At 61.8% G+C, this 23184-nt stretch carries 23 protein-coding genes and 1 pseudogene; 16 read left to right on the forward strand and 8 right to left on the reverse strand.

The genetic code is table 11. The features are described from left to right. The first annotated feature begins 137 nt into the window (after nucleotides 1–137). On the forward strand, nucleotides 138–1082 hold the full coding sequence (locus EZI54_RS19820; RefSeq protein ID WP_131483618.1) for a homocysteine S-methyltransferase family protein: 945 nt from the start codon (nucleotides 138–140) through the stop codon (nucleotides 1080–1082). Nucleotides 1083–1097: 15 nt separating this feature from the next. Here EZI54_RS19820 and EZI54_RS19825 read toward each other — a convergent pair whose 3' ends face one another. After that, entirely contained in the window at nucleotides 1098–2060 is a 963-nt protein-coding gene (locus EZI54_RS19825) for an MBL fold metallo-hydrolase (RefSeq protein ID WP_131483619.1), read from the reverse strand. Nucleotides 2061–2273: 213 nt separating this feature from the next. Between EZI54_RS19825 and EZI54_RS19830 the strand changes: the two genes are divergently transcribed. Together EZI54_RS19830 and EZI54_RS19835 are read left to right on the forward strand one after the other, a co-directional pair. Further along, entirely contained in the window at nucleotides 2274–4484 is a 2211-nt protein-coding gene (locus EZI54_RS19830; protein ID WP_131483620.1) for an OsmC domain/YcaO domain-containing protein, read from the forward strand. Nucleotides 4485–4775: 291 nt separating this feature from the next. After that, entirely contained in the window at nucleotides 4776–5516 is a 741-nt protein-coding gene (locus EZI54_RS19835) for a phosphatase PAP2 family protein (protein ID WP_131483621.1), read from the forward strand. A 118-nt stretch (nucleotides 5517–5634) separates the two neighbouring features. On the opposite strand, the gene groL is transcribed toward EZI54_RS19835, so the two are convergent. Next, nucleotides 5635–7269, reverse strand: coding sequence for a chaperonin GroEL (gene groL, locus EZI54_RS19840; protein WP_131483622.1), 1635 nt, complete (start codon nucleotides 7267–7269; stop codon nucleotides 5635–5637). Further along, nucleotides 7266–7580, reverse strand: a complete 315-nt coding sequence (locus EZI54_RS19845; RefSeq protein ID WP_131483623.1) for a co-chaperone GroES — start codon at nucleotides 7578–7580, stop codon at nucleotides 7266–7268. Before EZI54_RS19845 ends, groL begins: the two co-directional genes overlap by 4 nt. A gap of 224 nt (nucleotides 7581–7804) precedes the next feature. On the opposite strand from EZI54_RS19845, the gene EZI54_RS19850 reads away from it, so the two are divergent. The 6 genes from EZI54_RS19850 (at nucleotide 7805) to lpdA (ending at nucleotide 13585) form a co-directional block, all read left to right on the forward strand. Further along, a complete protein-coding gene (locus EZI54_RS19850) occupies nucleotides 7805–8401 on the forward strand; it encodes a hypothetical protein (protein ID WP_131483624.1) in 597 nt (198 codons plus the stop codon). 315 nt (nucleotides 8402–8716) lie between these two features. Then, nucleotides 8717–9013 (forward strand): hypothetical protein, encoded by a 297-nt coding sequence (locus EZI54_RS24880; protein WP_207389286.1) that lies wholly within the window; start codon nucleotides 8717–8719, stop codon nucleotides 9011–9013. Next, the gene (locus tag EZI54_RS19855) at nucleotides 8902–9804 is read left to right on the forward strand and encodes a thiamine pyrophosphate-dependent dehydrogenase E1 component subunit alpha (protein ID WP_207389287.1); all 903 of its coding nucleotides are present in this window, start codon (nucleotides 8902–8904) and stop codon (nucleotides 9802–9804) included. The genes EZI54_RS24880 and EZI54_RS19855 overlap by 112 nt, the downstream gene beginning before the upstream one ends. After that, nucleotides 9801–10781, forward strand: a complete 981-nt coding sequence (locus EZI54_RS19860; RefSeq protein WP_131483625.1) for an alpha-ketoacid dehydrogenase subunit beta — start codon at nucleotides 9801–9803, stop codon at nucleotides 10779–10781. The genes EZI54_RS19855 and EZI54_RS19860 overlap by 4 nt, the downstream gene beginning before the upstream one ends. A 26-nt stretch (nucleotides 10782–10807) precedes the next feature. Further along, entirely contained in the window at nucleotides 10808–12175 is a 1368-nt protein-coding gene (locus tag EZI54_RS19865; protein WP_131483626.1) for a dihydrolipoamide acetyltransferase family protein, read from the forward strand. A 3-nt stretch (nucleotides 12176–12178) separates the two neighbouring features. Next, nucleotides 12179–13585 (forward strand): dihydrolipoyl dehydrogenase, encoded by a 1407-nt coding sequence (gene lpdA / locus EZI54_RS19870; RefSeq protein ID WP_131483627.1) that lies wholly within the window; start codon nucleotides 12179–12181, stop codon nucleotides 13583–13585. 105 nt (nucleotides 13586–13690) lie between these two features. On the opposite strand, the gene EZI54_RS19875 is transcribed toward lpdA, so the two are convergent. Further along, nucleotides 13691–14383: a class I SAM-dependent methyltransferase gene (locus tag EZI54_RS19875; RefSeq protein WP_131483628.1), complete on the reverse strand. Its 693-nt coding sequence runs from the start codon at nucleotides 14381–14383 to the stop codon at nucleotides 13691–13693. 286 nt (nucleotides 14384–14669) lie between these two features. Between EZI54_RS19875 and EZI54_RS19880 the strand changes: the two genes are divergently transcribed. Next, the gene (locus tag EZI54_RS19880) at nucleotides 14670–15218 is read left to right on the forward strand and encodes a TFIIB-type zinc ribbon-containing protein (RefSeq protein ID WP_131483629.1); all 549 of its coding nucleotides are present in this window, start codon (nucleotides 14670–14672) and stop codon (nucleotides 15216–15218) included. 152 nt (nucleotides 15219–15370) lie between these two features. Here the strand turns inward: EZI54_RS19880 and EZI54_RS19885 are convergent, their stop codons facing one another. Beyond that, entirely contained in the window at nucleotides 15371–15868 is a 498-nt protein-coding gene (locus EZI54_RS19885; RefSeq protein WP_131483630.1) for a cytochrome b, read from the reverse strand. Between the two features lie 319 nt (nucleotides 15869–16187). On the opposite strand from EZI54_RS19885, the gene EZI54_RS19890 reads away from it, so the two are divergent. Next, nucleotides 16188–17567, forward strand: coding sequence for an aminotransferase family protein (locus tag EZI54_RS19890; RefSeq protein ID WP_131483631.1), 1380 nt, complete (start codon nucleotides 16188–16190; stop codon nucleotides 17565–17567). A gap of 70 nt (nucleotides 17568–17637) precedes the next feature. Further along, nucleotides 17638–18018 (forward strand): DUF2750 domain-containing protein, encoded by a 381-nt coding sequence (locus tag EZI54_RS19895; protein WP_131483632.1) that lies wholly within the window; start codon nucleotides 17638–17640, stop codon nucleotides 18016–18018. A 21-nt stretch (nucleotides 18019–18039) separates the two neighbouring features. On the opposite strand, the gene EZI54_RS19900 is transcribed toward EZI54_RS19895, so the two are convergent. Further along, nucleotides 18040–18270 (reverse strand): ChaB family protein, encoded by a 231-nt coding sequence (locus tag EZI54_RS19900; RefSeq protein ID WP_131483633.1) that lies wholly within the window; start codon nucleotides 18268–18270, stop codon nucleotides 18040–18042. 70 nt (nucleotides 18271–18340) lie between these two features. After that, entirely contained in the window at nucleotides 18341–18673 is a 333-nt protein-coding gene (locus tag EZI54_RS19905; RefSeq protein WP_131483634.1) for a tRNA-binding protein, read from the reverse strand. A gap of 204 nt (nucleotides 18674–18877) precedes the next feature. Between EZI54_RS19905 and EZI54_RS19910 the strand changes: the two genes are divergently transcribed. The 4 genes from EZI54_RS19910 to EZI54_RS19925 all read left to right on the forward strand — a co-directional run bounded on the left by EZI54_RS19910 (nucleotide 18878) and on the right by EZI54_RS19925 (nucleotide 23011). Next, nucleotides 18878–19468 carry a YdeI/OmpD-associated family protein gene (locus tag EZI54_RS19910; protein ID WP_131483635.1) on the forward strand — a complete coding sequence of 197 codons (591 nt, stop codon included), beginning with the start codon at nucleotides 18878–18880 and terminating at the stop codon, nucleotides 19466–19468. 96 nt (nucleotides 19469–19564) lie between these two features. After that, a complete protein-coding gene (locus tag EZI54_RS19915) occupies nucleotides 19565–19915 on the forward strand; it encodes a hypothetical protein (protein ID WP_123633997.1) in 351 nt (116 codons plus the stop codon). Nucleotides 19916–19982: 67 nt separating this feature from the next. Next, nucleotides 19983–20948: a zinc-binding metallopeptidase family protein gene (locus EZI54_RS19920; protein WP_131483636.1), complete on the forward strand. Its 966-nt coding sequence runs from the start codon at nucleotides 19983–19985 to the stop codon at nucleotides 20946–20948. A gap of 101 nt (nucleotides 20949–21049) precedes the next feature. After that, nucleotides 21050–23011, forward strand: coding sequence for an aconitate hydratase (locus tag EZI54_RS19925; protein ID WP_131483637.1), 1962 nt, complete (start codon nucleotides 21050–21052; stop codon nucleotides 23009–23011). Nucleotides 23012–23067: 56 nt separating this feature from the next. Here the strand turns inward: EZI54_RS19925 and EZI54_RS25485 are convergent. Continuing rightward, a pseudogene (locus EZI54_RS25485) lies at nucleotides 23068–23184 on the reverse strand (IS630 family transposase); the annotation flags it as partial.

Below are 23184 nucleotides of genomic sequence, written 5' to 3' on the forward strand. Positions count from 1 at the left end.
CTTCTATAAATAACCGGTGGCCGGTATGCATGCGCAGGGAGGGGCAACGGGATCGGATAAGCGCCGTTCCTGTCTCACAGGGGATGAACACCAATCGCTCCCACCAAGACTCATGTTTACCCGGGTAATCTGATGTCATGGCCAAATACCTGAATGCCCTGCCCCAACGGTCCGGAGAAATCTTCCTGACCGACGGCGGCATCGAGACCACGCTGATCTTCCATGACGGGTTCGAACTGCCCTGTTTCGCGGCTTTCGACCTGCTGAAGTCACCCTCGGGCAAGGAGGCTCTGCACCGCTATTACCAGACCTACGCCACACTCGCCGGGGATTACGGCGTCGGCTGCATTCTGGAGAGTGCCACCTGGCGGGCCAGTTCGGACTGGGGGGACAAACTCGGCTATTCCGCGGAGCAACTGGCCGAGGCCAACAGCCAGGCCATCGCCCTGCTCTACGAGATCCGCCAGGCCCATGAGACCCGCCACACCCCCATCGTCATCAGCGGCTGCGTCGGTCCCCGGGGTGACGGCTACAATCCCGACACCTTCCTGACCGACAGTGCCGCAAAAGCCTACCACCTGGCTCAGGTCACCACGTTTCGCGATGCCGGCGCCGATCTGGTGACCGGCATGACCATGACCCACACCGGGGAAGCCATCGGCATTGTTCGCGCGGCGAAGGCCGTGGGTATGCCCGCCGCCCTGTCGTTCACGGTCGAGACGGATGGCCGGCTGCCGAGCGGCAAACCCCTGGGCGAGGCCATCGAAGAGGTGGACGCGGCTACCGATGCCGCACCGGTGTACTACATGATCAACTGCGCCCATCCATCCCACTTCATGGCCGCCCTGGAAGCCGGCGGCGCCTGGCGATCCCGGATTCATGGCCTGCGCGCCAACGCCTCCGCCAAGAGCCATGCGGAGTTGGATGAAGCAACCCGGTTGGATGAGGGCAATCCGGAGGAACTGGCGCAGCTGTATGGCGATGTGCGACGGTTGCTGCCCAACCTCAACGTGTTCGGGGGCTGCTGCGGGACCGATGCAGCGCACGTGGAGGCCATCTGCAAGGTGGTGCTGGCGGCCTGACCCGGGCGCGGTGGTTCAGCCCGCTGACCGCTGTTGCAGCCAGACCATCAGCCCCTGGCTGTTCAGGCGGATATCCATCCCGATCAGCGTCATCAACCGGTCGTCATCGAGATGGCAACCGTGCTCCCGGAGCCCGCGGAACAGGTAGTCTTTCATCGCCGCCGTCAAAGCGTCTTCCATCTGATCCGGTGCGGCCTGCTCTTCCACCGCTTCAGCCAGCGCCACGAAATCATCCACGACGGTCAGCAGGCGCTTGCCCAACGACTGCGGATTCTCCACCATGCCGTAATGGGTGAGGTATACGCGTTCAGGCTCAAGGGCCAGCAGCCGGCGGATCGAACGCTTCAGGGGCTCGGGATCGAACTGCACCGGTGTAGTGGTGGGAAAGATGAACGGGCCTTTTTCGGTGGCCAAGGGCGGATAGCACAGCCCGAAGGTGTCCCCGGTAAAGATGCCACTGGATCGGGCATCGTGGATACAGAAGTGATGACGGGCGTGACCGGGGGTATCCAGGAACAACAGCCGCCGGTCACCCAGTTGGATTTCGGCGCCATCGTCCAGCGTGCGCACGCGGGCTTCCGGCACCGGAATGATGTCCTCGTAGACTTCCGCGAATGTCTTCTCCCCATAGACCGCCAGCACGCCGTCCTTCAGTTTTGACGGATCGATCATGTGCCGGGCGCCCCGGGGGTGGATCAGTAGGGTCGCCTCCGGCAGGGCCTGCATCAGTCCGCCGACGCCGCCGGCATGGTCGAGATGGACATGGGTCGGGATCACGTAACGCACCTGCGACCGATCAATGCCCCGCTGCTCCAGCAGTCCCAGAATGACCGGCACGGTCCGGTTGGTACCGGTATCGATGACGGCGAACTCGTCCGCACCCTGGATCAGGTAACAGGCGGCCAGTTCATCGCGCATCATGCCGGTGTCGATGCGGGTGATCTGGTGGTCGAGGTCTTCGATAGTCTGGAAGGTCATGGTGTTGTTCCCTGTCATCGGATGGCCGGACAGACGCCGTGGCCTGCTCTTTGACCCACGGATAACGCCTTTTGCGAGGGAAGGCAACCGCTCCGTCGCTCCCGGGCAACCGGACCAGTGGAAATCCCCACCAAGACGGAGGCCCTCAAAAACTGGATAATGGCCGGTTCAGCCGCAAGGCTCGCCAAATTCTCCAAGCCCGGTGCTTACGTCATGGAAATCAAAGTCAACTTCCTCGAAAACCTCCGACTGGAAGCCAAGTTCGACGACTTTACCGTCGTCACCGACCAGCCGATCCGCTACAAGGGCGATGGATCGGCGCCCAGTCCGTTCGACTATTTCCTGGCGTCATCGGCCCTGTGCGCGGCCTACTTCGTGCGGGTGTACTGCAAGGCGCGGGATATCCCGACCCACAATATCCGCCTGTCCCAGAACAACATCGTCGATCCGGAGAACCGCTACAACCAGATCTTCAAGATCCAGGTGGAACTGCCGGAGGACCTGCCCGAGAAGCACAAGGAAGGCATCCTGCGCTCCATCGACCGGTGCACGGTGAAAAAGGTGGTGCAGACCGGACCGGATTTCCAGATCGAGACGGTGGACAACCTGGATGAAGACGCCCAGGCCCTGATGATGGTGGAACCGGACAGCCACACCCAGACCTTTATCGAAGGCAAGGACCTGCCGCTGGAGCAGACCATCGCCAACATGTCCGGCATCCTCGCCGACCTGGGCATGAAGATCGAGATCGCCTCCTGGCGCAATATCGTGCCGCACGTGTGGTCGCTGCACATCCGCGACGCCGCCTCGCCCATGTGCTTTACCAACGGCAAGGGCGCCACCAAGGAAAGCGCGCTGTGCTCGGCGCTGGGCGAGTTCATCGAGCGGCTCAACTGCAACTTCTTCTACAACGACCAGTATTTTGGCGAGGAGATCGCCTACAGCGACTTCGTCCACTACCCGAATGAGAAGTGGTTCCAGCCGGGCCCGGACGACGCGCTGCCGGAGGGCATTCTCGATGACCACTGCCGCGCCATCTACGACCCGGAAGGCGACCTGCGCGGCTCCAACCTGTTCGACACCAACTCTGGCCGGACGGATCGCGGCATCTGCGCCCTGCCCTTCGTGCGCCAGTCCGACGGCGAGACGGTGTACTTCCCGTCCAACCTGGTCGAGAACCTGTTCCTGAGCAACGGCATGAGTGCCGGTAACACGCTCAACGAAGCGGAGGTGCAGTGCCTGTCGGAGATCTTCGAACGGGCGGTGAAGAAGCAGATCATCGAGCAGGAAATTGCCCTGCCGGATGTGCCGAAAGCCGTCCTGGCGAAATACCCCAGCATCGTCGAAGGCATCGAGGCGCTGGAACAGCAGGGCTTCCCGATCCTGGTGAAGGACGCCTCCCTGGGCGGCCAATTCCCGGTGATGTGCGTCACCCTGATGAACCCGCGCAACGGCGGTGTGTTTGCCTCCTTCGGCGCGCACCCGAGCTTCGAGGTAGCGCTTGAGCGCAGCCTGACCGAACTGCTCCAGGGCCGCAGCTTCGAGGGCCTGAATGACGTGCCGGCGCCCACCTTCAACAGCCTGGCGGTGTCCGAGCCCAACAACTTCGTGGAGCACTTCATCGACTCCACGGGTGTGGTCTCCTGGCGCTTCTTCAGCAACAAGCACGACTACGACTTCTGCGAGTGGGATTTCTCCGGCACCAATGCCGAGGAAGCGGAGCGCCTGTTCGGCATCCTCGGCGACCTGGGCAGGGAAGTGTACGTGGCGGTCTATGAAGAGCTGGGCGCCCCCGCCTGCCGCATCCTGGTGCCGGGCTATTCCGAGGTGTATCCGGTCGAGGACCTGATCATGGATAACACCAACATGGCGCTGGACTACCGGGAGGACATCCTCAACCTGCACCGCCTGAGCGACGAGCAACTGGCCGACCTGGTGGAACGCCTGGAAGCCAGCCAGCTCGACAACTACATGACCATCATCACCCTGATCGGCGTGGAGTTCGACGAGAACACCGTCTGGGGCCAACTGACCATCCTCGAACTGAAGATCCTGATCTGCCTGGCGCTGCGGTGGCACGAGGAAGCGCTCGAGTTCGTTGACATGTTCCTGCAGTTCAACGACAACACGGTCGAGCGTGGCCTGTTCTACCGGGCGATGAACGCGGTCCTGGAAGTCACCCTCGACGAGGACATGGAACTCGACGACTACCTCGCCAACTTCACCCGCATGTACGGCGAGGACACCATGAACGCCGTCGTCGGTTCCGTGAACGGCACCGTGCGCTTCCACGGGCTGGAGCCGACCAACATGCAGTTGGAAGGCCTGGAAAAACACCAGCGGCTGGTGGAGAGCTACAAGAAGCTGCATGCGGCTCGGGCGCGGACGGTGAAAGCGGAGAGACCCGTCGAAAGCGTGAAGTAACCCTGCCCATCACGATCCTTCCGACCGACATCACCCTGTCCGGGACGAGGTGATGTTGCTTTCGAAACCCGCCGCCATGAGGCCGTGTGAAAACGGCTGCGCTTGCGACGTTTTCACGCAGCCTCGCCAAGGCGGGTTTTCTATGTCCACCTCCCCGGTCGCCCCTAAGAGTGCCTTAAGGTACGGGCGTTAAGCTCCACGGTCAGGATGTCACGTGGCCTGCGCTGGTGGCCGCGGGCAAACCGCCTTCGGAATCAGCCGTCACTCGCCAAACAATAACGGATACTCGTCTTGATCAGTCGTCGTTTTTTCGTTGTCCAGACTCTTGGAACCCTGCTGTTTTTGGTGACCGTTGTCCTGCTCTGTGAAACCACGGGCCTGGACATGGCCGTCCAGGACGCCTTCTATCAATTCGACAGCCAGCAATGGCTGCTGAGCAAGCACGACGCCGTCTTGAGGCTGTTGTTCTACAGTGGCCCCAAGACCGTTTTCATCCTGTTCGCGGTGACGTTACTGATCAGCCTCGTGGCACTGCGAAACCGGCCACGGGTGAAACGCTACCGACGCGGACTGCTGACGGTGCTGATCGCCAGCCTGTTGACGGTTGGGGTGGTCAACCTGCTCAAGGGCGTGACCAACGTCCCCTGCCCGGTCAACCTGATGCATTACGACGGCAACTATCCCTACGTCACGCTGTTGCATCGGGTGGCCGCCGCCGAGCACCTGAAACGGATCCGCTGCTTTCCGGCCGGGCACGCCAGCGGCGGGTTTGCCCTGCTCTCGCTGTTCTTCCTGTTCCGCACGAAACGGAACCGCATGATCGCCTTTAATGGCGCGATGGCCCTGGGCTGGACGCTGGGACTCTACAAGATGCTCATCGGCGACCATTTCCTCAGCCACACGCTGGTTACTATGGGGTTGGCCTGGCTGATCAGCGTCGTGGTTGCGGGATGCGTGTTCGGACTGGCGCGCGTTGAAGCGCCTGCGGCTGAGGTCGAGAGCGACTCATTGGTAGGGGCGAAGGTCAATTGAAACTCAGCGCGGCTTACCGGGCGCAGACGGCTGACAGCCCCCCCGCCGCATTGGTGAGGGTTTGTCGGCAGTCTGCGGGGGCCATGACGGCCCCCTGACAACATGCCAATTACCCGGACTAGAAGTCGTAATCCGACACCCCGTGGGAATGGGGTGCCTTCTTCTCTTCCGGAGCCTCACTCACCATGGCTTCGGTGGTAAGCATCATGCCGGCCACTGAGGCGGCATTCTGCAGGGCGGTTCGGGTGACCTTGGCCGGGTCGAGGATGCCCATGGCCAGCATGTCGCCGTATTCCTCGGTCTGGGCGTTGTAGCCCCAACTGACGCTCTCGTTGCTGTGGACCTTGTCCAGCACCACGCTGGGATCGATCCCGGCGTTGGCCACGATCTGACGGAACGGCTCTTCCATCGACCGCAGGGCGATACGGATACCGGCTTTCTGGTCTTCGTTGACGGCGGTCTTGAGCGTCCGGCGCACGGCATCGGCTGCGCGGATCAAGGCCGTTCCGCCGCCCGGTACGATGCCTTCCTCCACCGCAGCCCGGGTAGCATGAAGGGCGTCGTCTACCAGGTCCTTCTTCTCCTTCATTTCCATTTCCGTGGCGGCGCCCACCTTGATCACCGCAACACCGCCGGACAGCTTGGCGACTCGCTCCTGCAGTTTTTCCCGGTCGTAATCGGATTTGGAGGCGTCGATTTCCTTCTGGATCTGGGCAACCCGGGCCTCGATATCCTTCTTCTTGCCGGCACCGTCGACGATGATCGTGTGCTCTTTGGTGATCACCACCCGTTTGGCGGAGCCCAGTTCATCCAGGGTGACCTTGGCCAGGGACAGTCCCACCTCTTCCGAGACCACCTGCCCGCCGGTCAGCGTGGCGATGTCCTGCAGCATGGCCTTGCGCCGATCGCCGAATCCCGGGGCCTTCACCGCAGCCACCTTGATGATGCCGCGCAGGCTGTTCACCACCAGCGTGGCCAGGGCCTCGCCTTCCACGTCTTCGGCGATCAGCAGCAGCGGCTTGCCGGCCTTGGCGACGGCTTCGAGCACCGGCAGCAGATCGCGGATGTTGCTGATCTTCTTGTCAAACAGCAGGACGTAGGGGTTGTCGAGTTCCGCCTGCATCTTGTCGTGGCTGGTGATGAAGTAGGGAGACAGGTAGCCGCGGTCGAACTGCATGCCTTCCACGACGTCCAGTTCGTTCTCCAGCGACTTGCCCTCTTCGACCGTAATCACGCCGCCCCGGCCCACCTTGTCCATGGCCCTGGCGAGGATGTCGCCGATCGCCGTATCCCAGTTGGCCGACACGGTGGCGACCTGGCCGATGGCCTTGTTATCGGTGCAGGGTTTGGCGAGCTTGCCGAGCTCTTCCACGGCGGCAGCGGCCGCCAGGTCGATGCCGCGCTTGAGATCCATCGGGTTCATCCCGGCCGAGACGGCCTTGTGGCCTTCCCGCACGATAGCCTGGGCCAGCAGCGTGGCCGTGGTGGTACCGTCACCGGCCTGTTCGGCGGTTCTGGACGCCACTTCCTTCACCATCTGGGCGCCCATGTTCTCGAACTTGTCCTTGAGCTGGATCTCCTTCGCCACGGACACGCCGTCCTTGGTGACCCGGGGTGCCCCGAAGCCCTTGTCGAGGATCACATTGCGGCCCTTGGGCCCCATGGTGACCTTGACCGCATCCGCCAGGACATTCACACCTTTCAGCATCCGCTCGCGGGCCGTCTGTGAAAAGGTAATCACTTTCGCGCTCATGCCACTTTCTCCTGCGCATCCACGTTATCAATAACGGCCAGGATTTCGGATTCACGAATCACCAGGCAGGTTTCATTGTTCAGCTTGATGTCGATGCCGGCGTGCTTTTCAAACACCACTCGATCGCCCACCTGCACCGTCAACGGATACTGTACTCCGTTTTCCCGCAACACACCCTGACCCACGGCAATAATAATTCCCTGGGACGGCTTGTCTGCCGCCTTACCGGGAAGGACGATGCCGCCTTTGGTCGTGGTTTCAGCTTCCAGTCGACGAACAACCACCCGGTCGTAGAGCGGTCTGATCTGCATTGACGTATCCTCCTGATTAAAAAACATGCACTGAAATCAGCGCTGCCGGGATCCCTGTTCAGGGTGTTCCCTTGATCGCGAAATAGGTGCAATCCGGGCGCTTTCAAGAGGCTGGAACAAGCGTCCTATCGAATATTTCTCTATAACCATCGATCGTTTTATGCCTTGAATTGGCCGTTGTCTGTTTTATAGTCAAAGTAGGTTAGCCAGTATGAGGTGTCGCCATGCAAGAGCGCGCGGTTCAGACGTTTGAGCGCACGTTGGGTGATTATTTCCGGGAGCGGCTTACCGACTGCGCCGAAGCACTGGCGCCGCGGCCTGAGGAAGATACGCTGTGGTATGTCGGGTCGGTCCTGGCACGCCTGGGGGACAGCCGCCAGCTGTTCAGCTACGACGACGGCCAGTTGAGCCTGCGCCCGCTGGCCTTGCTCTACAAGGATGCCCATGAAGCCAGCGCCGACCACGAACGCTGCCTGATCCTGCGGCAACTGGGCGATCAGGCCCTGTTTCTCGGCGCGCTGTTTGCGGAGCGTTATGCCCGCAAGGGATTCCGGCAGGACTATTTCGTCGGCATGGGCGGCGGCGCCTACGATTACCTGTCCGACAATGCCTACAGCCACCGCCATGTGTTTGCCGAACTGGCGGATCGCTTCACCGCCTTCCTCGATCTCATCGCCCGGGCCTGCGCCCGCAACGCGGGAACCGGCGTCGAGGACGTGCTTGCCCTGTACCGTCAGTGGCGGATGACCGGTGATGAGCAGATGGGCGAACAGTTGCGGGCTTTGGGCATCCATCTGGACGATGATCAGAAGCTGCACTGACCCTCGCCATCGCCCCGTATAAGGCCTGGTCCCACTGAGCCGGATTCCCGGACCACCCGGATCGTTTTCCACCCGGCCGGCATCCGGTTGTGTCTCCCCATGGAGCCGGCTCCCTACCCACTTTACCTGCAGAAGATCGAGGTCTTTGGTCGTGTCGCCCGGTCGGCGTCACTGTGCCGAAAGGCCATGCCACACGACATGACCCGACACACAACATAGGCAATAACACTTATATGAAAACCGACCCCAAACTCTCAGCCTGAAAACCTACTTAAGCGTGTTCAGTTGCCTGATCACCAGCGAAAGGGGGAATCCATGCCCCGCAACGAAGTCGAGCCTGAATACTCTGTCGAATACCTGTCCATCCTGGACGAGAACGGGGACCTGGACGAGAAGCTCGCACCGGATATCGATGACGACCTTCTCAAGCGGATGTTTCGCACCATGCTGCTCTCGCGGCGGTTCGATGCACGCCAGTTGACACTGAACGTGAGGGGCGCATTGGCACCTTCGCGCCGGTCAAAGGCCAGGAAGCGTGCCAGATCGGGGCCATGGCGGCGCTGGCAGACACGGACTGGTTCGTTCCTGCCTTTCGCGAATTTGCGGCCATGATCTGGCGTGGCTTTTCCCTGGTCGACATTCTCCTCTACTCGGCCGGCTATAACGAGGGCGGGGCCATCCCCGACGACAAGCACGATCTCCCTGTATCGGTGCCGGTCGCCTCCCAGGTGCCCCACGCTGTCGGTCTCGGATACGCCAGCCAATACCGGGAGTCAGGCGACGTTTCGATCGTTTTCTTCGGCGACGGCGCAACGTCGGAAGGCGATTTCCACGAAGGCATGAATTTCGCCGCCGTGCTGCAGACCCCCACCATCTTTCTCTGCCAGAACAATCACTGGGCGATTTCCCTGCCGAGGGAGAAGCAGAGCCGGTCAAGAACCCTGGCCCAGAAAGGGCTGGCGTATGGCATGCCCAGCCTGCAGGTGGATGGCAACGACATTCTGGCTGTCTACTCGGCGGTGAGCGAGGCGGCTAAGCGTGCCCGCGAGGGTCACGGCCCTACGATGATTGAATGCGTGACCTACCGTCTGGGCATTCACACCACGGCCGATGATCCGAGCAAGTACCGCGACGAAGACGAAGTGAAGGAATGGGAGGAACGCGACCCGCTGCCTCGTTTCCAGAACTACATGATCGGGCGCAAGCTGCTTTCCGAGGACGACGTCGAAACCATGGAAAGCGAAATCAAGGATGAGATCGATCAGGCCTGGAACGACACCGAAGCCCGGATCGAAGAACTCCCGGGACCTGAGATGATGTTCGATCACATCTACGCCGAACGGCCGCCCTATCTTGAGGCACAGCGCGAGTCCGCGCGCAGAGCGAACGGAGCGGGAAGATGACCGAGCTGAATATGGCAGAAGCTATCAACCGGGCACTCACCGAGGAAATGGAACGCGATGACGACATCATCGTTCTCGGTCAGGATATCGGGGTCGATGGCGGCGTATTCCGCATCACCGACGGCCTGCTCGACAAGTACGGCGAGCGTCGCGTCATCGATACGCCGGTGGCCGAATCCGGCATCGTCGGGCTTTGCATCGGCATGGCCGCCGGTGGCCTCAGCCCCGTCTGTGAAATGCAGTTTTCAGGCTTCGCCTATATGGGTTTGCATCAACTGGAGATGCACGCCTCGCGGTTCCGCTGGCGCACGCGCGGACGCTACCCGATGCCCATCACCGTTCGCGTCCCTTTTGGTGCCGGCGTGCATGCGCTGGAGCATCATTCCGACAGCAAGGAGGTGTTCTACGCCCATATTCCCGGCCTCAAGATGGTCGTACCCTCGGGTCCCCGCAACACCCGCGCGCTCATGCTGTCGGCCATTCGCGATCCCGACCCGGTGGTGTTTTTCGAGCCCAAGGCCACCTACCGGGCATTCCGCGAGGAGGTGCCTGACGAGGAGGAAACGCTACCACTGGGTACCTCGCGGACAGCGCGTGAAGGCGACGACCTGACCATGATCAGCTATGGCGCCATGTTGCACAGGGTGCTGGAGGCTGCCGAAACCCTCTCGGCAGATGACGGCGTGGAGGCCGAGGTGATCGACCTGCTCAGCCTGTCCCCGCTGGATCACGAGCGTTTTGCCGAATCGGCAAGGCGTACGGGCCGGGTGTTGGTGGTGCACGAGGCGCACCGCAGCTATGGTCCGGCCGGAGAGATTATCGCGCGGCTGAATGAGGAATCCTTCTGGTACCTGGAAGCGCCGATACGTCGTGTGACCGGATTCGACACCCACGTGCCGTACTTTGCGCGGGAGCAGGCCTATCTACCCAGCGTGGACGGCATCCTGGACGCGGCACGCGCCACCCTTGACGATTAACCAGCTTTACAACCAGCGAGCGCGCCATGACTCAGGAATTCAAATTCAGTGATCCCGGCGAAGGGCTCAAGGAAGCGGAAGTTCTCGAAGTCCATGTCAGTGAAGGCGATCGCGTCCAGGATGGCGACATCGTGCTGACGGTGGAAACCGATAAGGCGAACACAGATGTACCGGCACCGTTCTCTGGAACGGTACGGAAAATCAACGCATCCGAGGGCGACATGGTTGAAGTCGGTGATGTGCTGCTGACCTACGATGAAGAAGGTGAATCCGGCGACACGGGCGAAGACAGCAAGGAGAAGGTATCCGTCAGCCGGAAAGACGACGACGCCCCACGCTCCGGGACGGATGAATCCGGGCGCGACAGCGACGAAGACGACAGGGAAAGCCAAAAACCGCAGTCATCGGAAAGCAAACCACAGAAAAAAGGCGCGAACCGCGAGCCGGTACCGGCCGCGCCCAGTACCCGGCGCCTGGCTCATGAGAAAGGCGTCGATCTGCACAACATAGAACCCAGCGGCAAAAAGGGTCGTGTTACCGCAGAAGACGTCGAGGCAGCCGCGAGTACGGCAGAAAGCCAGAAACGAAGCGCCAAGCAGAGCACCAGCAGCCCGCGCGGCGGTTCAGGACTCATACCCGCGCAAACCGAGCCACCGCCCCTGCCGGACCTCAGTCAATGGGGCGGGATCGAGCGTGCGCCGCTACGCTCGGTCCGACGCGCCACGGCCCGCAACATGGCACTCTCCTGGGGCCAGATCCCGCACGTTTATCACCAGGATATCGCCGATATCACCGAGCTGGAACGTTTCCGGCGTTCGCACGAATCGGCTGGCCAGGTTCAGGGCGGCAAGTTCACTCTGACGGTGCTGGTCATGAAAGCGCTGGCAGCGACGCTTAAGCAGTTCCCGCGCTTCAATAGCTGCCTGGATGTGGACAACCAGGAGATTGTCTACAAGCGCTATTTCCATATGGGGATGGCCGTCGCCACCGACCGCGGACTGTTGGTGCCGGTGGTCCGCGACGTGGACCGGAAGAATCTGATCGAGTTATCCGCTGAATCGGCCGATATCGCCCGCAAGGCGCGCAACGGCGAACTCACGCGTGAGGACATGCAAGGCGCCAGCATGACGGTGACCAACCCGGGTGCGATGGGCGGCTCCTCACTGACCCCGCTGATCAACCATCCACAGGTCGCGATCCTCGGCATGGGGCAGGCTCGACTGGAACCCGTGGTCCAGGGCGATCTCGACAACTACGACATCAGGCCCCGATTGCGCCTGCCGTTGGTGCTCGGTTTCGACCATCGGGTCAACGACGGCGCCGACGCGGCCCAGTTCGTCACCAGGCTGATCCGCACCCTGGCCAACCCCGAATCCCTGCTGCTCAGCATCTAGGTCATGACCCATAACGAACTCCCAACCCGTACCGAAGTTCTGGTGATTGGCGCCGGTCCCGGCGGTTATGCGGCCGCATTCGAGGCGGCACGACTGGGCCGGGACGTCACCCTGGTCAACGAGGAAGACGAACTGGGTGGTGTATGCCTGCGGCGTGGCTGTATTCCCTCAAAGACGTTGTTGCACCTCAGCGAACTGGTGCACGCCACCAAGGCCGCCGCGTCCGCCGGATTGACGTTCGAATCGCCCCGGGTGGAACTGGACCGTATCCGCGAGCACAAGGACAGCGTCATCGACCAGCTCACCGGCGGGGTGGCCCAACTTTGCCGGCAGCGCGGCGTGCGCGTGATCCGGGCTCGCGCCACGTTCGAGGACAACCGCACCGTACGGCTTGAAGGCGACAGCAATGCCTCACTGTCCTTCGAGCACGCCATCATCGCCACGGGTTCACGGCCGGTCCCGCTGCCAGGTACGGCTTTCGGGGGGCGGATCATGAGCTCGAAGGAAGCCCTGGAACTGGAGGATATCCCCGACTCGCTGCTCGTTATCGGCGGCGGCTATATCGGCCTGGAAATGGGTATGGTTTATCAGGCATTGGGCAGCAAGGTGACCCTTGCCGAGATGACTGACCGGCTTATGCCCAATACGGATGCCGATCTGGTCGAACCGCTGAGCAGGACCGTGGAGCGGTTGTTCGAGGCCGTCCATCTCAACGCCAGGGCCAGTGACATGCAGGCTTCCGGCAATGGCGTGCAGGTCACGATCGATACTGGCGATGACGCCACCCAGCACGAATTCGACCGTGTATTGATCGCTATTGGCCGTCAACCGAATACCGACAGCCTCAACCTGGAGGCTACCGACGTCACTCTCGACGACAACGGTTTCATCCGTGTGGATGGCGCCCGTCGTACCGAAGCCGACAATATCTACGCCATCGGCGACGCGGCGGGCGGCATGCTCCTGGCCCACAAGGCCATGCACGAAGGCAAGGTCGCGGCCCGGGCCATTGCCGGCCAGAACGCGGTATTTGATGCGCTGGCGGTACCGGCCGTGGTGTTCACCGATCCCCAGGTGGCCTGGTGCGGCTTGACCGAGCAGCAGGCCGGGGATGAAACCCGTAACGTCGAGGTCTTGCGCTTTCCCTGGCAGGCGTCGGGGCGCGCCGTGTCCATGGGTGCCAGCCAGGGGCTGACCAAGCTGCTGGTCGATGCCGACACGGGCCGAGTGCTCGGCGTGGGCATCGTCGGTCCCCAGGCCGAATCACTGATTGCCGAAGCCGTCCTCGCGATCGAGATGGGCGCCACAGCCGAAGATCTGGCGCTCTCGATCCACCCACACCCGACGCTGACCGAAACCCTGGGCGAAGCCGCCGAACTGTTGACCGGGCAGGCGACCCATTACGGGTAGCACCCTGCGCTACCGGCGCTGCTTTGCCTGCCCTCTTTCCGCAGGTCGGGTGCCGGGGCCTATGGCGTTCGAGCATCCATCTGGACAGTGATCGGAGCGGCGCCATCACCCCGGATAGGGCTTGGTCCCACTGATCAGTATTCCCAGACCGCCCAGATACTCTTCCTGGTGGTAGTCGTCCAGCCGCGACTCCAGAAATGCCCGGCCCCGGGTCCACTTTGCCTTGAGCCGGTCATGGTCGAGGTCCTCTGCCGTATCGATGCCCGTCACCTGCAGCAACCGGCTGTAGACCGGGTACAGGTAGCGCAGCAGACCACGCTCGGGGCGACTGCCCTGGAAATCCAGTATCACCAGGCGGCCGCCGGGGCGCAGGACCGCCACCGCTCTCTCCAAAGCCGCCTGCAGGTCATAGACGATGCCCAGGCACCAGGTCGAAATCACGGCATCAAAGGGAGGCTCAATGCCCCTGAGACGAGCGGCATCTCCCGGCGTGAGGACCACCTGCGACCAGCCATTACGGCGCGCCCGGTCCCTGGCCTTCGCCAGCATGCCGAAGGACGGTTCGACGCCGACCAGCGAACCCGCCTCCCCCAGCGCCGAAACCAAGTAGGGGAAGTTGCGCCCCGTTCCACAGCCAATATCCAGTACATGCGCGCCATCGATACTCCCCAGCAGGGAAACACTGCGTTGACGGTATCGCTTTTCAATCCCTAACAATCGCTGGAAAATAAATCCGGTCAGGGCATCGTAGTAGCGTGAAGCCTTGTCGTAATGGTCGCTGATCTCTTCGAGTTGCATGGCAGGCGCGCCCCTTGTTTTTACATGAGTCGAACGATTTGTCCCAAACGTAAACCTTATAGTGATTACAGGGTCAAACGGCCAGGACGCGACTCCGAAGCTTCATGTGCCCGATCCGGCAGACGCCGCAGGCCAACAAAGTTTTACAACCACGCCCGTGCGAACGCCCGCGCCATTGGCTAGCATATCAGCGATAAACCGATCGCCGGGGTGTCCCGCCGAGCCATGCCGGCGGAACACCCCGGCGTCCTCACGGATGGCCATCCACTCAAAAAGGAAAACTGCCATGAAGTGCACCCGTTGCAAACAGGGCGAACTGACGCCTGACTTCCTCGAACCTCAGCTCCGCTCCCACGCCTGTAATCACTGCGGTGGCGACTGGCTGCTGGTCGAAGATTATGTGGCCTGGAAGGAGAACAATCCGGAGTTTACGGTCGCCGAGCACGCCGACTTCGAGATTGAGGATACCAAGCATGCCCTGCTTTGCCCGGTGACCGGCATGATCATGCAGAAGTACCACGTGTCTCACGACAGTGAACACAAACTGGATTACAGCCCCCAGGTGGGCGGCATCTGGATGGACCGGGGGGAATGGACATACCTGAAACTGGCCAATCTCGCGGGATCCCTCAACCGGATCTTTACCGATCACTGGCAACAGTCGATCCGTTCAAACAGTGCCAAGGAAACGTTCCAGGAGATCTACCAGGAGAAATTCGGCGAGGCCGATTACCGTAAAGCCCGCGAAGTCCGCGCATGGCTACAGGGCCACCAGAGCAGGGCGGACCTGCGCGCCTATATCCTGGCGGAAGACCCGTACTCTGCCGTGCGTTAGGTCTTGGCATTGGCCGGTGGCTCCTGCGCCCCGGCAAACGGCGGCGTGAGAAATGGCGGTCCAGGGAAGGCCCGGTGACGGCCTCCCCGATTTGGCGGTGGACTGGGTCACGCACCCCCTGTCTTCACTCGCGCCCGGCCGCCTGGGGACGACTATTCCCGCCCCAGCATCCGCATCAACACCCGGTCCTTCAGCACATGATGGTGATAGAGGGCGGCGAGGGCGTGCAGCAGGGCGATGATCATCATGGTGTTCATTGCCACCACGTGGACGTCGCCCATAAACTCCATGCCCAGGTACCAGGCCATGGCACCGAAGACCGGCACCAGCAGCATCAGCACATAGAGCAGACCGTGGGCCAGCTTCTGTACCTTGTCGAGCAGAGGATGGCCCGCGCTGATGGTTTCGGGGACGGGACTGGCCCGTCGCACAATCAGGCGGACAAGCACCAGGCCGAGCACCGTCAGTCCCACATAGACATGAAACGTCCCCACCCAGTTCGTCTGGAACCCGGCGTTTTCCAGATGCTCGTCCAGTTGGTGACCCATCCCTTCGCTGACGATGTAGTTCGCAACGATCAGTATCGCGATCGCCCAATGCAGGACGATCTGGGGCATGCTGTAGGCTTTCGTGCTTGTGGTGGTGGACATGATCGATCTCGGCTTCCTGTTGACGGGTTCCTTGGGTAGCAGCGGATCGCCGTCGCCCGGCTCCGAGCCAGGGCGGCAGCCGGTCCTGACAGGGAGGAAGTCTATGCAAGAAACATTAAGTGTTTCTTATAACTCCCTCATGGCCTTGCCCGACGCCTTTGCGGCCGTCACGCTCTTTCAGGGGACTCGCCCTGGAAGCGGACTTCACATCGGTCAACCGGCCGAGGGGAATGTTGTCGGGGGCGGGTCTACAGTGACAGTAGGGGGCTGCCCTCTGTCAGGAAGCCCCAGCAACCGCTTGATATTGAGGAACGATCCGATGAGCACCTTCGAGCAGGATACCGACACGCTGAAAGCCTGGGATAAGGCCCACGTCTGGCACCACATGACAACCGGGCAGACGGCAGACGCGGGGCTGACCATGTTCGTCCGTGGCGAGGGGCTCTGGCTCTGGGACATCGATGGCCAGGAATACCTGGACGCCACCGCCGGCGGTGTCTGGGTCACCAATGTGGGCTATGGGCGTCGGGAGATCGCCGATGCCGTCCACCAACAGCTGCTGGACCTGAATTATTTCGCCGGCTCCATGGCGAGCAAACCAGCGTCGGCGTTCGCCGAGAAGCTGCTGGGCAAGATGCCGGGCATGAGCCGGGTCTACTATTCCAGTTCCGGTTCGGAGGCGAACGAAAAAGCCTTCAAGATGGTGCGCCAAATCGCCCACAAGCATCACGGCGGCCGCAAGCACAAGATCCTCTACCGCGAACGCGACTACCACGGCACCACCCTGGCGGCCCTGAGCGCCAGCGGTCAGATGGAACGGCGCGAGCATTACGGTCCCTTCCTGCCCGGCTTTGTGGAATTTCCTCACTGCTGCGAATACCGCAGCCAGTTCGGCGACGTCGAGGACTACGGCGCCCGGGCCGCCCAGGCCCTGGAGGACGTGATCCTGCGGGAAGGCCCGAACACGGTGGGCGCGGTGATCGTCGAGCCGATTACCGCGGGTGGCGGCATCATCCCGCCGCCCGCCGGCTACCTGCAGGCCGTGCGCGACATCTGCGACCGGTACGACGTGCTGCTGATCCTGGACGAGGTGGTTTGCGGCATGGGCCGGACCGGAGCCTGGTTTGGCTACCAGCACTATGGCATCACGCCGGACATCGTCACCATGGCCAAAGGCGTGGCCTCCGGTTACGCCGCCATTTCCTGCACGGTCACAACGGAGCGCGTCTACGAGTTGCTGAAAGAAGACGCAGGCGACACCCTCGGCTATTTCCGGGATATTTCCACCTTCGGCGGCTGCCTCGCCTCCCAGGCCGCCGCCCTGGCCAATGTCGCGATCATTGAGCGGGAAGGCCTGGTGGAGAACAGCGCCCGCCAGGGTGAGCGGTTAACGGAAGGTTTCCGCACCCTGGCCGAACGTTACCCGATGATCGGGGACGTTCGCGGCAAGGGGCTGTTCCAGGGCATCGAACTGGTGACCGATCGCGCATCCCGCCAGCCTGTGGACGAGTCCGTGCCCATGGCCATCGTGGCCCGCTGCAAGGCTCATGGCCTGTTGATCGGCCGCACCAACCGCTGTGTCCCGGGTTTCAACAACGTGCTGAACTTCAGCCCGGCGCTGACAGCCACCGACCAGGAGATCGACACGATCGTCGAACGCCTGGACCGTGCCCTGCACGATGTGACGCCCACGCTCTGAGCCCCAGGCCCCGTCCCAAGAGCCGGGTGCCGTGCTATAGTGGGCGACGCATGACACGGAGAGCTTTCCCATGAATGAGGAACCACTGGACACCATCCTCGAACTCGACGGCGAGGAGCGATTCGATTACTTCCTCGATACGGTGATCGAAGAGCGCGACATCTGGATCCTCGTCAACGGTGACAACCGTTTCCTGAAGATCGTATCCGATGATGACGTGGCCTACCTGCCGGTGTGGCCCAGTGAAGCGTTTGCCGCCCACTACGCCGGCGACACCGACAACCTGTCTCCCAAACGTCTGACCCTGCCCGAGTTCTTCAACAAATGGGTGCCCGGCCTGACCAAGGACGGCCTGGATGTCGGCGTCTTCCCCGGCACGGACGACACCCTGTGGATCATGTCGCCGGCCGATCTCAAGAAAGACCTGCAGGACGAAATGGCCAGTCTGTAAAGCGCCTCGCCAGACGGGACACTAGTCCGACTTTCTTACCCAGCGGTCGCCTTCCTTGCAGTATTGCTGCTTGACCGCCGCCCAGGCCACCTTGTGGGCCACCGTTTCACGGCTTTCGTCGCTCCGGCGGCTGTCGGGATCGCGGTATTCGTCCCATGCCGAATTAAAGGCTTCCAGATAGATATCCAGGGCGTGGGACGGCAGATGGTTGCGGACGCTGTCGGGCAGGTCCCGCCTGCGATGATAGGGCATAAGGTTGGAATCCCCGTTCCGTGGTGAAACCCGGCTTACCGGTGACCATCATCGCATTATTCCCTGCGAGTCAGCAGAGTCGCTGACCGTTACTCACTCCGGAATCCGGGCTGACCAGGGCGACGGCTCCGTCCTCGTTGTGAACGCCCGTCACCAGGCATTCGGAGACAAACGGCCCGATCTGCTTGGGCGGGAAGTTGGTGACCGCCAGCACCTGTTTGCCCAACAGCGTTTCCTTGTCGTAAAGATCGGTAATCTGCGCACTGGATTTGCGCACACCAACCTCCGGACCAAAATCCACTTTCAGCTTATAGGCCGGTTTGCGGGCTTCGGGAAAATCAGACACCTCGATAATGGTGCCGACGCGCAATTCCACTTTCTCAAAGTCGTCCCAACTGATCATGCTGTGTTCTCCGTGTTCGGGTTTGCGGCACCGGGCTGCCTCACGGGAGAGGCCCGTGACCGGACACCGGTCTCGAACGCGCAGTCTAATGCGCAAAGCCGTCACTGAGCTAGAATGAGTAGCTGTCTGACGTTGGTCGCGCGGCCAGAACCTGCGCACGCCTTTCCAGGCCCTGGATAAACGGAATTATTTCGGAGCACACCAATGACCCACTCCAACCCCCAAGTCGATCGTTTCCTGAGTACAGCGACCCGGTGGCGCGATGAACTGACCGCCCTGAGGCACATCGTCCGCGACTGCCCGCTCAATGAAGAACTGAAGTGGGGCAAGCCCTGTTACACGTTTGAAGGCAGCAACGTCCTGATCCTGCAAGGCTTCAAGGATTTCTGCGCACTCCTGTTCACCAAGGGGGCGCTGCTGGACGACCCGGCCGGTATCCTCAGGAAGCCCGGCGAAAACACCCAGTCCGCCCGCCGGGTGACGTTTACCTGTACCCAGGCCGTTGGCGAGCTGGAACCTGTCCTCAAAGCCTATATCGAAGCCGCCATTGATGTGGAGAAAGCCGGGCTGACCATCGATTTCAACGACAAGCACGCGCTCACCTACCCGGAAGAACTTCAGCGCAAGCTGGATGAAGATCCGGCCCTGAAGGCCGCTTTCGAGGGCCTGACGCCCGGGCGCCGGCGCGCGTACAACCTTTATTTCTCGGGGGCCAGGCAATCCAGCACCCGCGAGTCGCGGATCGAGAAATGCCGTCCGAAAATCATGGACGGCCTGGGGCCGAATGATCGCTGATCGCCGCCGGTCCGGTGCTCTCTTGCGGGTGACACTTGAGGGCGCAGGCGGTCATTTCTGCTACCCTGCTCCTTGCAATGGATCAAGGAGTGCCCGATGTCCGAACAAGCCCTGAAAGCCCTGTCCGATATGGCCAGCGAGGCCCACGCCCGCATCCAGGCGGCGCACCAGCACATCAATCCAGTCGTGGGCGTGCGCCGGGGCATGCGAGACATCGGGATACCGGCCGATGCCATGACCATCGACTGCCTGCAGACCCGTCGGCGCATCGTGATGGTGCTTCATGATGAAGACCCGGGGGCCCTGCTCTACCAGTTTTCCACCATCGATGAAGAGATCGGGATGGATTTCCAGCGCATGCCGCTGGCCGACATGAGCACGGGCAAACTGTTCGACTGGATAGAGGACTACTTTTCGGACGAGGCAACGCCCGGCGCGCCCCATTGAACCCGGGCTGACATTCTGCGCCAACAACACCATACTGGGGTCACCTTTTCGCTCAAAGGCTTCTGCCATGCGTGTGTTTACCAATCCGGTCGGTTCCGGTTCGCTCTGGTTCGACAACCTGGCCACCGCCGACGGCACCCCCGTCGCCTATGATCCGCAGGCGCGGGCTTTCCTGCCCATGCCGCCATTCTGTATCAACCGTGATGTGATCGGCTGCAACTGGATCGCACCGAGACAGGGGGCGTTTTGCCGCTCCTGCGCCATGACCGCGCTGGCGCCCGACCCGGGCATTCCCAACGCCATGCCCAACTGGGCCCTGACCGAAGCCGCCAAGCGCTGGACGCTGGATAACCTGGGCCGCTGGCACTGGTTCCGACCCGAAGACCCTGGTGTAAAACCGGTTTTCCATATGCTGGCTGAGGGGCTGACGCCCGTTATGATGGGGCACGCACAAGGCGTCGTGACCATCAGCGTCGCAGAAGCCGACCCGGTCGTCCGAACGGCCCGTAGGCAACAACTGGCCGAACCATACCGGACGATGATCGGCCATATGCGCCATGAAATTTCGCACATGCTCTGGTGGCGACTGAGCCTGCGCAGCGACTTCCTGGACGCTTTTCGCGCTATGTTCGGTGATGAGAGGGAGGACTACACGTCCGCGTTGCAAAAGCATTATGAACAGGGCCCTCCTGCTGATTGGACACAGCGCTACCTGACGACGTATGCATCGGCGCACCCCCATGAAGACTGGGCGGAGACCGCGGCCCATCTACTGCACCTGACGGATATCACAGACAGTTTCATCGCCTCGGGCCTGTCCTCACCGATGCTACCCCATTCGGGTTGGGATCCTTACTCAGAAACAGATGCCGACCGTCTGATACAGATCGCCGCGTCGTTAACCGTTGGTGTGAATCACGTCAACCGCTCCATGGGACTGTCGGATCTTTATCCCTTCGTCCTGTCTGACGTGGCACGACGCAAACTGGCGTTCGTACATGAATGGCTTCGTCGGGGCGCCCAGGGGCTGTAATAGCGTGCACGGGGGGTTGTTTCCTTCGAAACAGCCACACATATAGATCAATAGTTTCGTAAAACGAATCCAACATTCGGCTCGCCAAGGAGGTGATCCCAATGGCGGAAAAGAGCAGGCAACAACCGCGCAACGTCACCCAGAAACTGATCGCATCCCACTTGGCGTCCGGCCGCATGAAAGCCGGCGAGGAAATCGGTCTCACGATCGACCAGACCCTCACCCAGGACGCCACCGGTACCCTGGTGATGCTGGAACTGGAAGCCATGGGCCTGGACCATGCCCGCACCGAACTGTCCGCCCAGTACGTCGATCACAACCTGCTGCAGACCGACAACCGCAACCCCGACGACCACCTGTTCCTGCGCAGCGCCTGCGAGAAATTCGGCCTCTGGTTCAGCCCGCCGGGCTCGGGCGTGAGCCATCCGGTCCATATGGAGCGCTTCGGCAAGCCCGGCAAGACCCTGCTGGGATCGGACAGTCACACCTGTGCCGCAGGCTCGCTGGGCATGCTGGCCATCGGCGCCGGCGGTCTGGCGGTGGCCATGGCCATCTGCGGGCAGCCGTTCTACCTGAACATGCCCAAGGTGATGGGCGTAAAGCTCACCGGCATGTTGCCGGACTGGGTCAGCGCCAAGGACGTGGTGCTGGAGATGTTGCGCCGCCATGACGTGAAAGGCGGTGCCGGCCGGATCATCGAGTACTACGGCCCCGGCCTCAAGCACCTGTCCGCCATGGATCGCCACGTGATCGCCAACATGGGCCAGGAAATGGGCCATACCACCACAGTGTTCCCGGCTGACGACGCGGTGCGGGATTTCCTCAAACAACAGCAGCGGGTCGACGATTTCGAGCGGTTGGAAGCCGACAGGGGCGCCACCTACGACGAACACGACGAGATCGACCTGGGCAAGCTCGAGCCGCTGATCGCCCTGCCCAGCAGCCCGGGCAAAGTCGTGCCCGTGCGCGAAGTGGCGGGTGAGCCCATCTACCAGGCCTACATCGGCTCCTCCGCCAACCCGGGGCTGCGGGACTTCGCGGTACCGGCCATGGTGGTGAAGGGGCGCCAAGTGCACGAGCGGGTGTCGTTCGACATCAACCCCACCTCCCGCCAGATCCTGGAAAACCTGGTCAAGCTCGGCCACCTTAACGACCTGCTCAGCGCCGGCGCCCGGCTGCACCAGACCGGCTGCAACGGCTGCATCGGCATGGGCCAGGCGCCGGCCACCGACCAGATCAGCCTGCGCACGGTGCCACGCAATTTCGCCGGCCGCTCGGGCACCGAGGAGGACAAGGTCTGCCTATGCAGTCCGGAAACCGCCACCGCCTCGGCCCTTACCGGGGAGATCACCGACCCCCGCGACCTGGATATCGACTACCCCGTCTTTGACGAGAGCACGTCGTTTTACGTGGAAGACCGCAACATCCGTCCGCCGGCGCAGCACCCGGAACTGACCGTCGTCGAGAAGGGGCCGAATATCAGTACCCTGCCCCAGTTCGATGGGCTGCCGGATAAATTAACAGCCCCCGTATTGCTCAAGGTAGGCGACGACATTTCCACCGATGAAATCCTGCCAGCCGGGTCGCGAATCCTGCCGTTCCGCAGCAACATCCCGGCGATCAGCGAGTTCACCTACACCCGGGTCGATGCTTCCTATCCGGAACGGGCGAAGAAGTACCAGGACCACGGTTCAATGATCGTCGGCGGCGAGAACTACGGCCAGGGCTCCAGCCGCGAGCACGCCGCGCTGGCGCCGCGCTACCTGGGGGTAAGGGTGGTGATCGCCAAGAGCTACTCCCGAATCCACTGGCAGAACCTGTGCAACTTCGGCATCTTGCCACTGCGCTTCACCCACCCCGAGGATTACGACGACATTGAGCAGGGCGACGAGCTGGCACTGGAGGCCCTGGCCGACACGCTGGAGCAGGGTAAACGGCTGTCCGCGAAGAATACCCGCAGTGGCCAGCGCTACGAGCTGACCCACGACCTCAGCGATCGCCAGATCCGGATGATTCTCAAGGGCGGCCTGCTCAACCTGATGCGGGAGTCCCTGGTGGCCTGATCGGACCTCGCAATGTCGTCGGCGGCCGGCAGCCGCTGGCCGCGCCCTAGTGTACTTTAACAAAAGTTCGTCTTATTATTGATTTTGTCGGACAGCCGAGCGATTGACGCAATGATTTGATTGGCTGTTTTACGCCAGACAAACGGCTTGGGATCGTCGTTGTAGGTCGCAAG

The sequence above is a fragment of the Marinobacter halodurans genome (genome assembly GCF_004327985.1).
In the GTDB taxonomy this organism is placed as follows: Bacteria; Pseudomonadota; Gammaproteobacteria; order Pseudomonadales; family Oleiphilaceae; genus Marinobacter_A; species Marinobacter_A halodurans.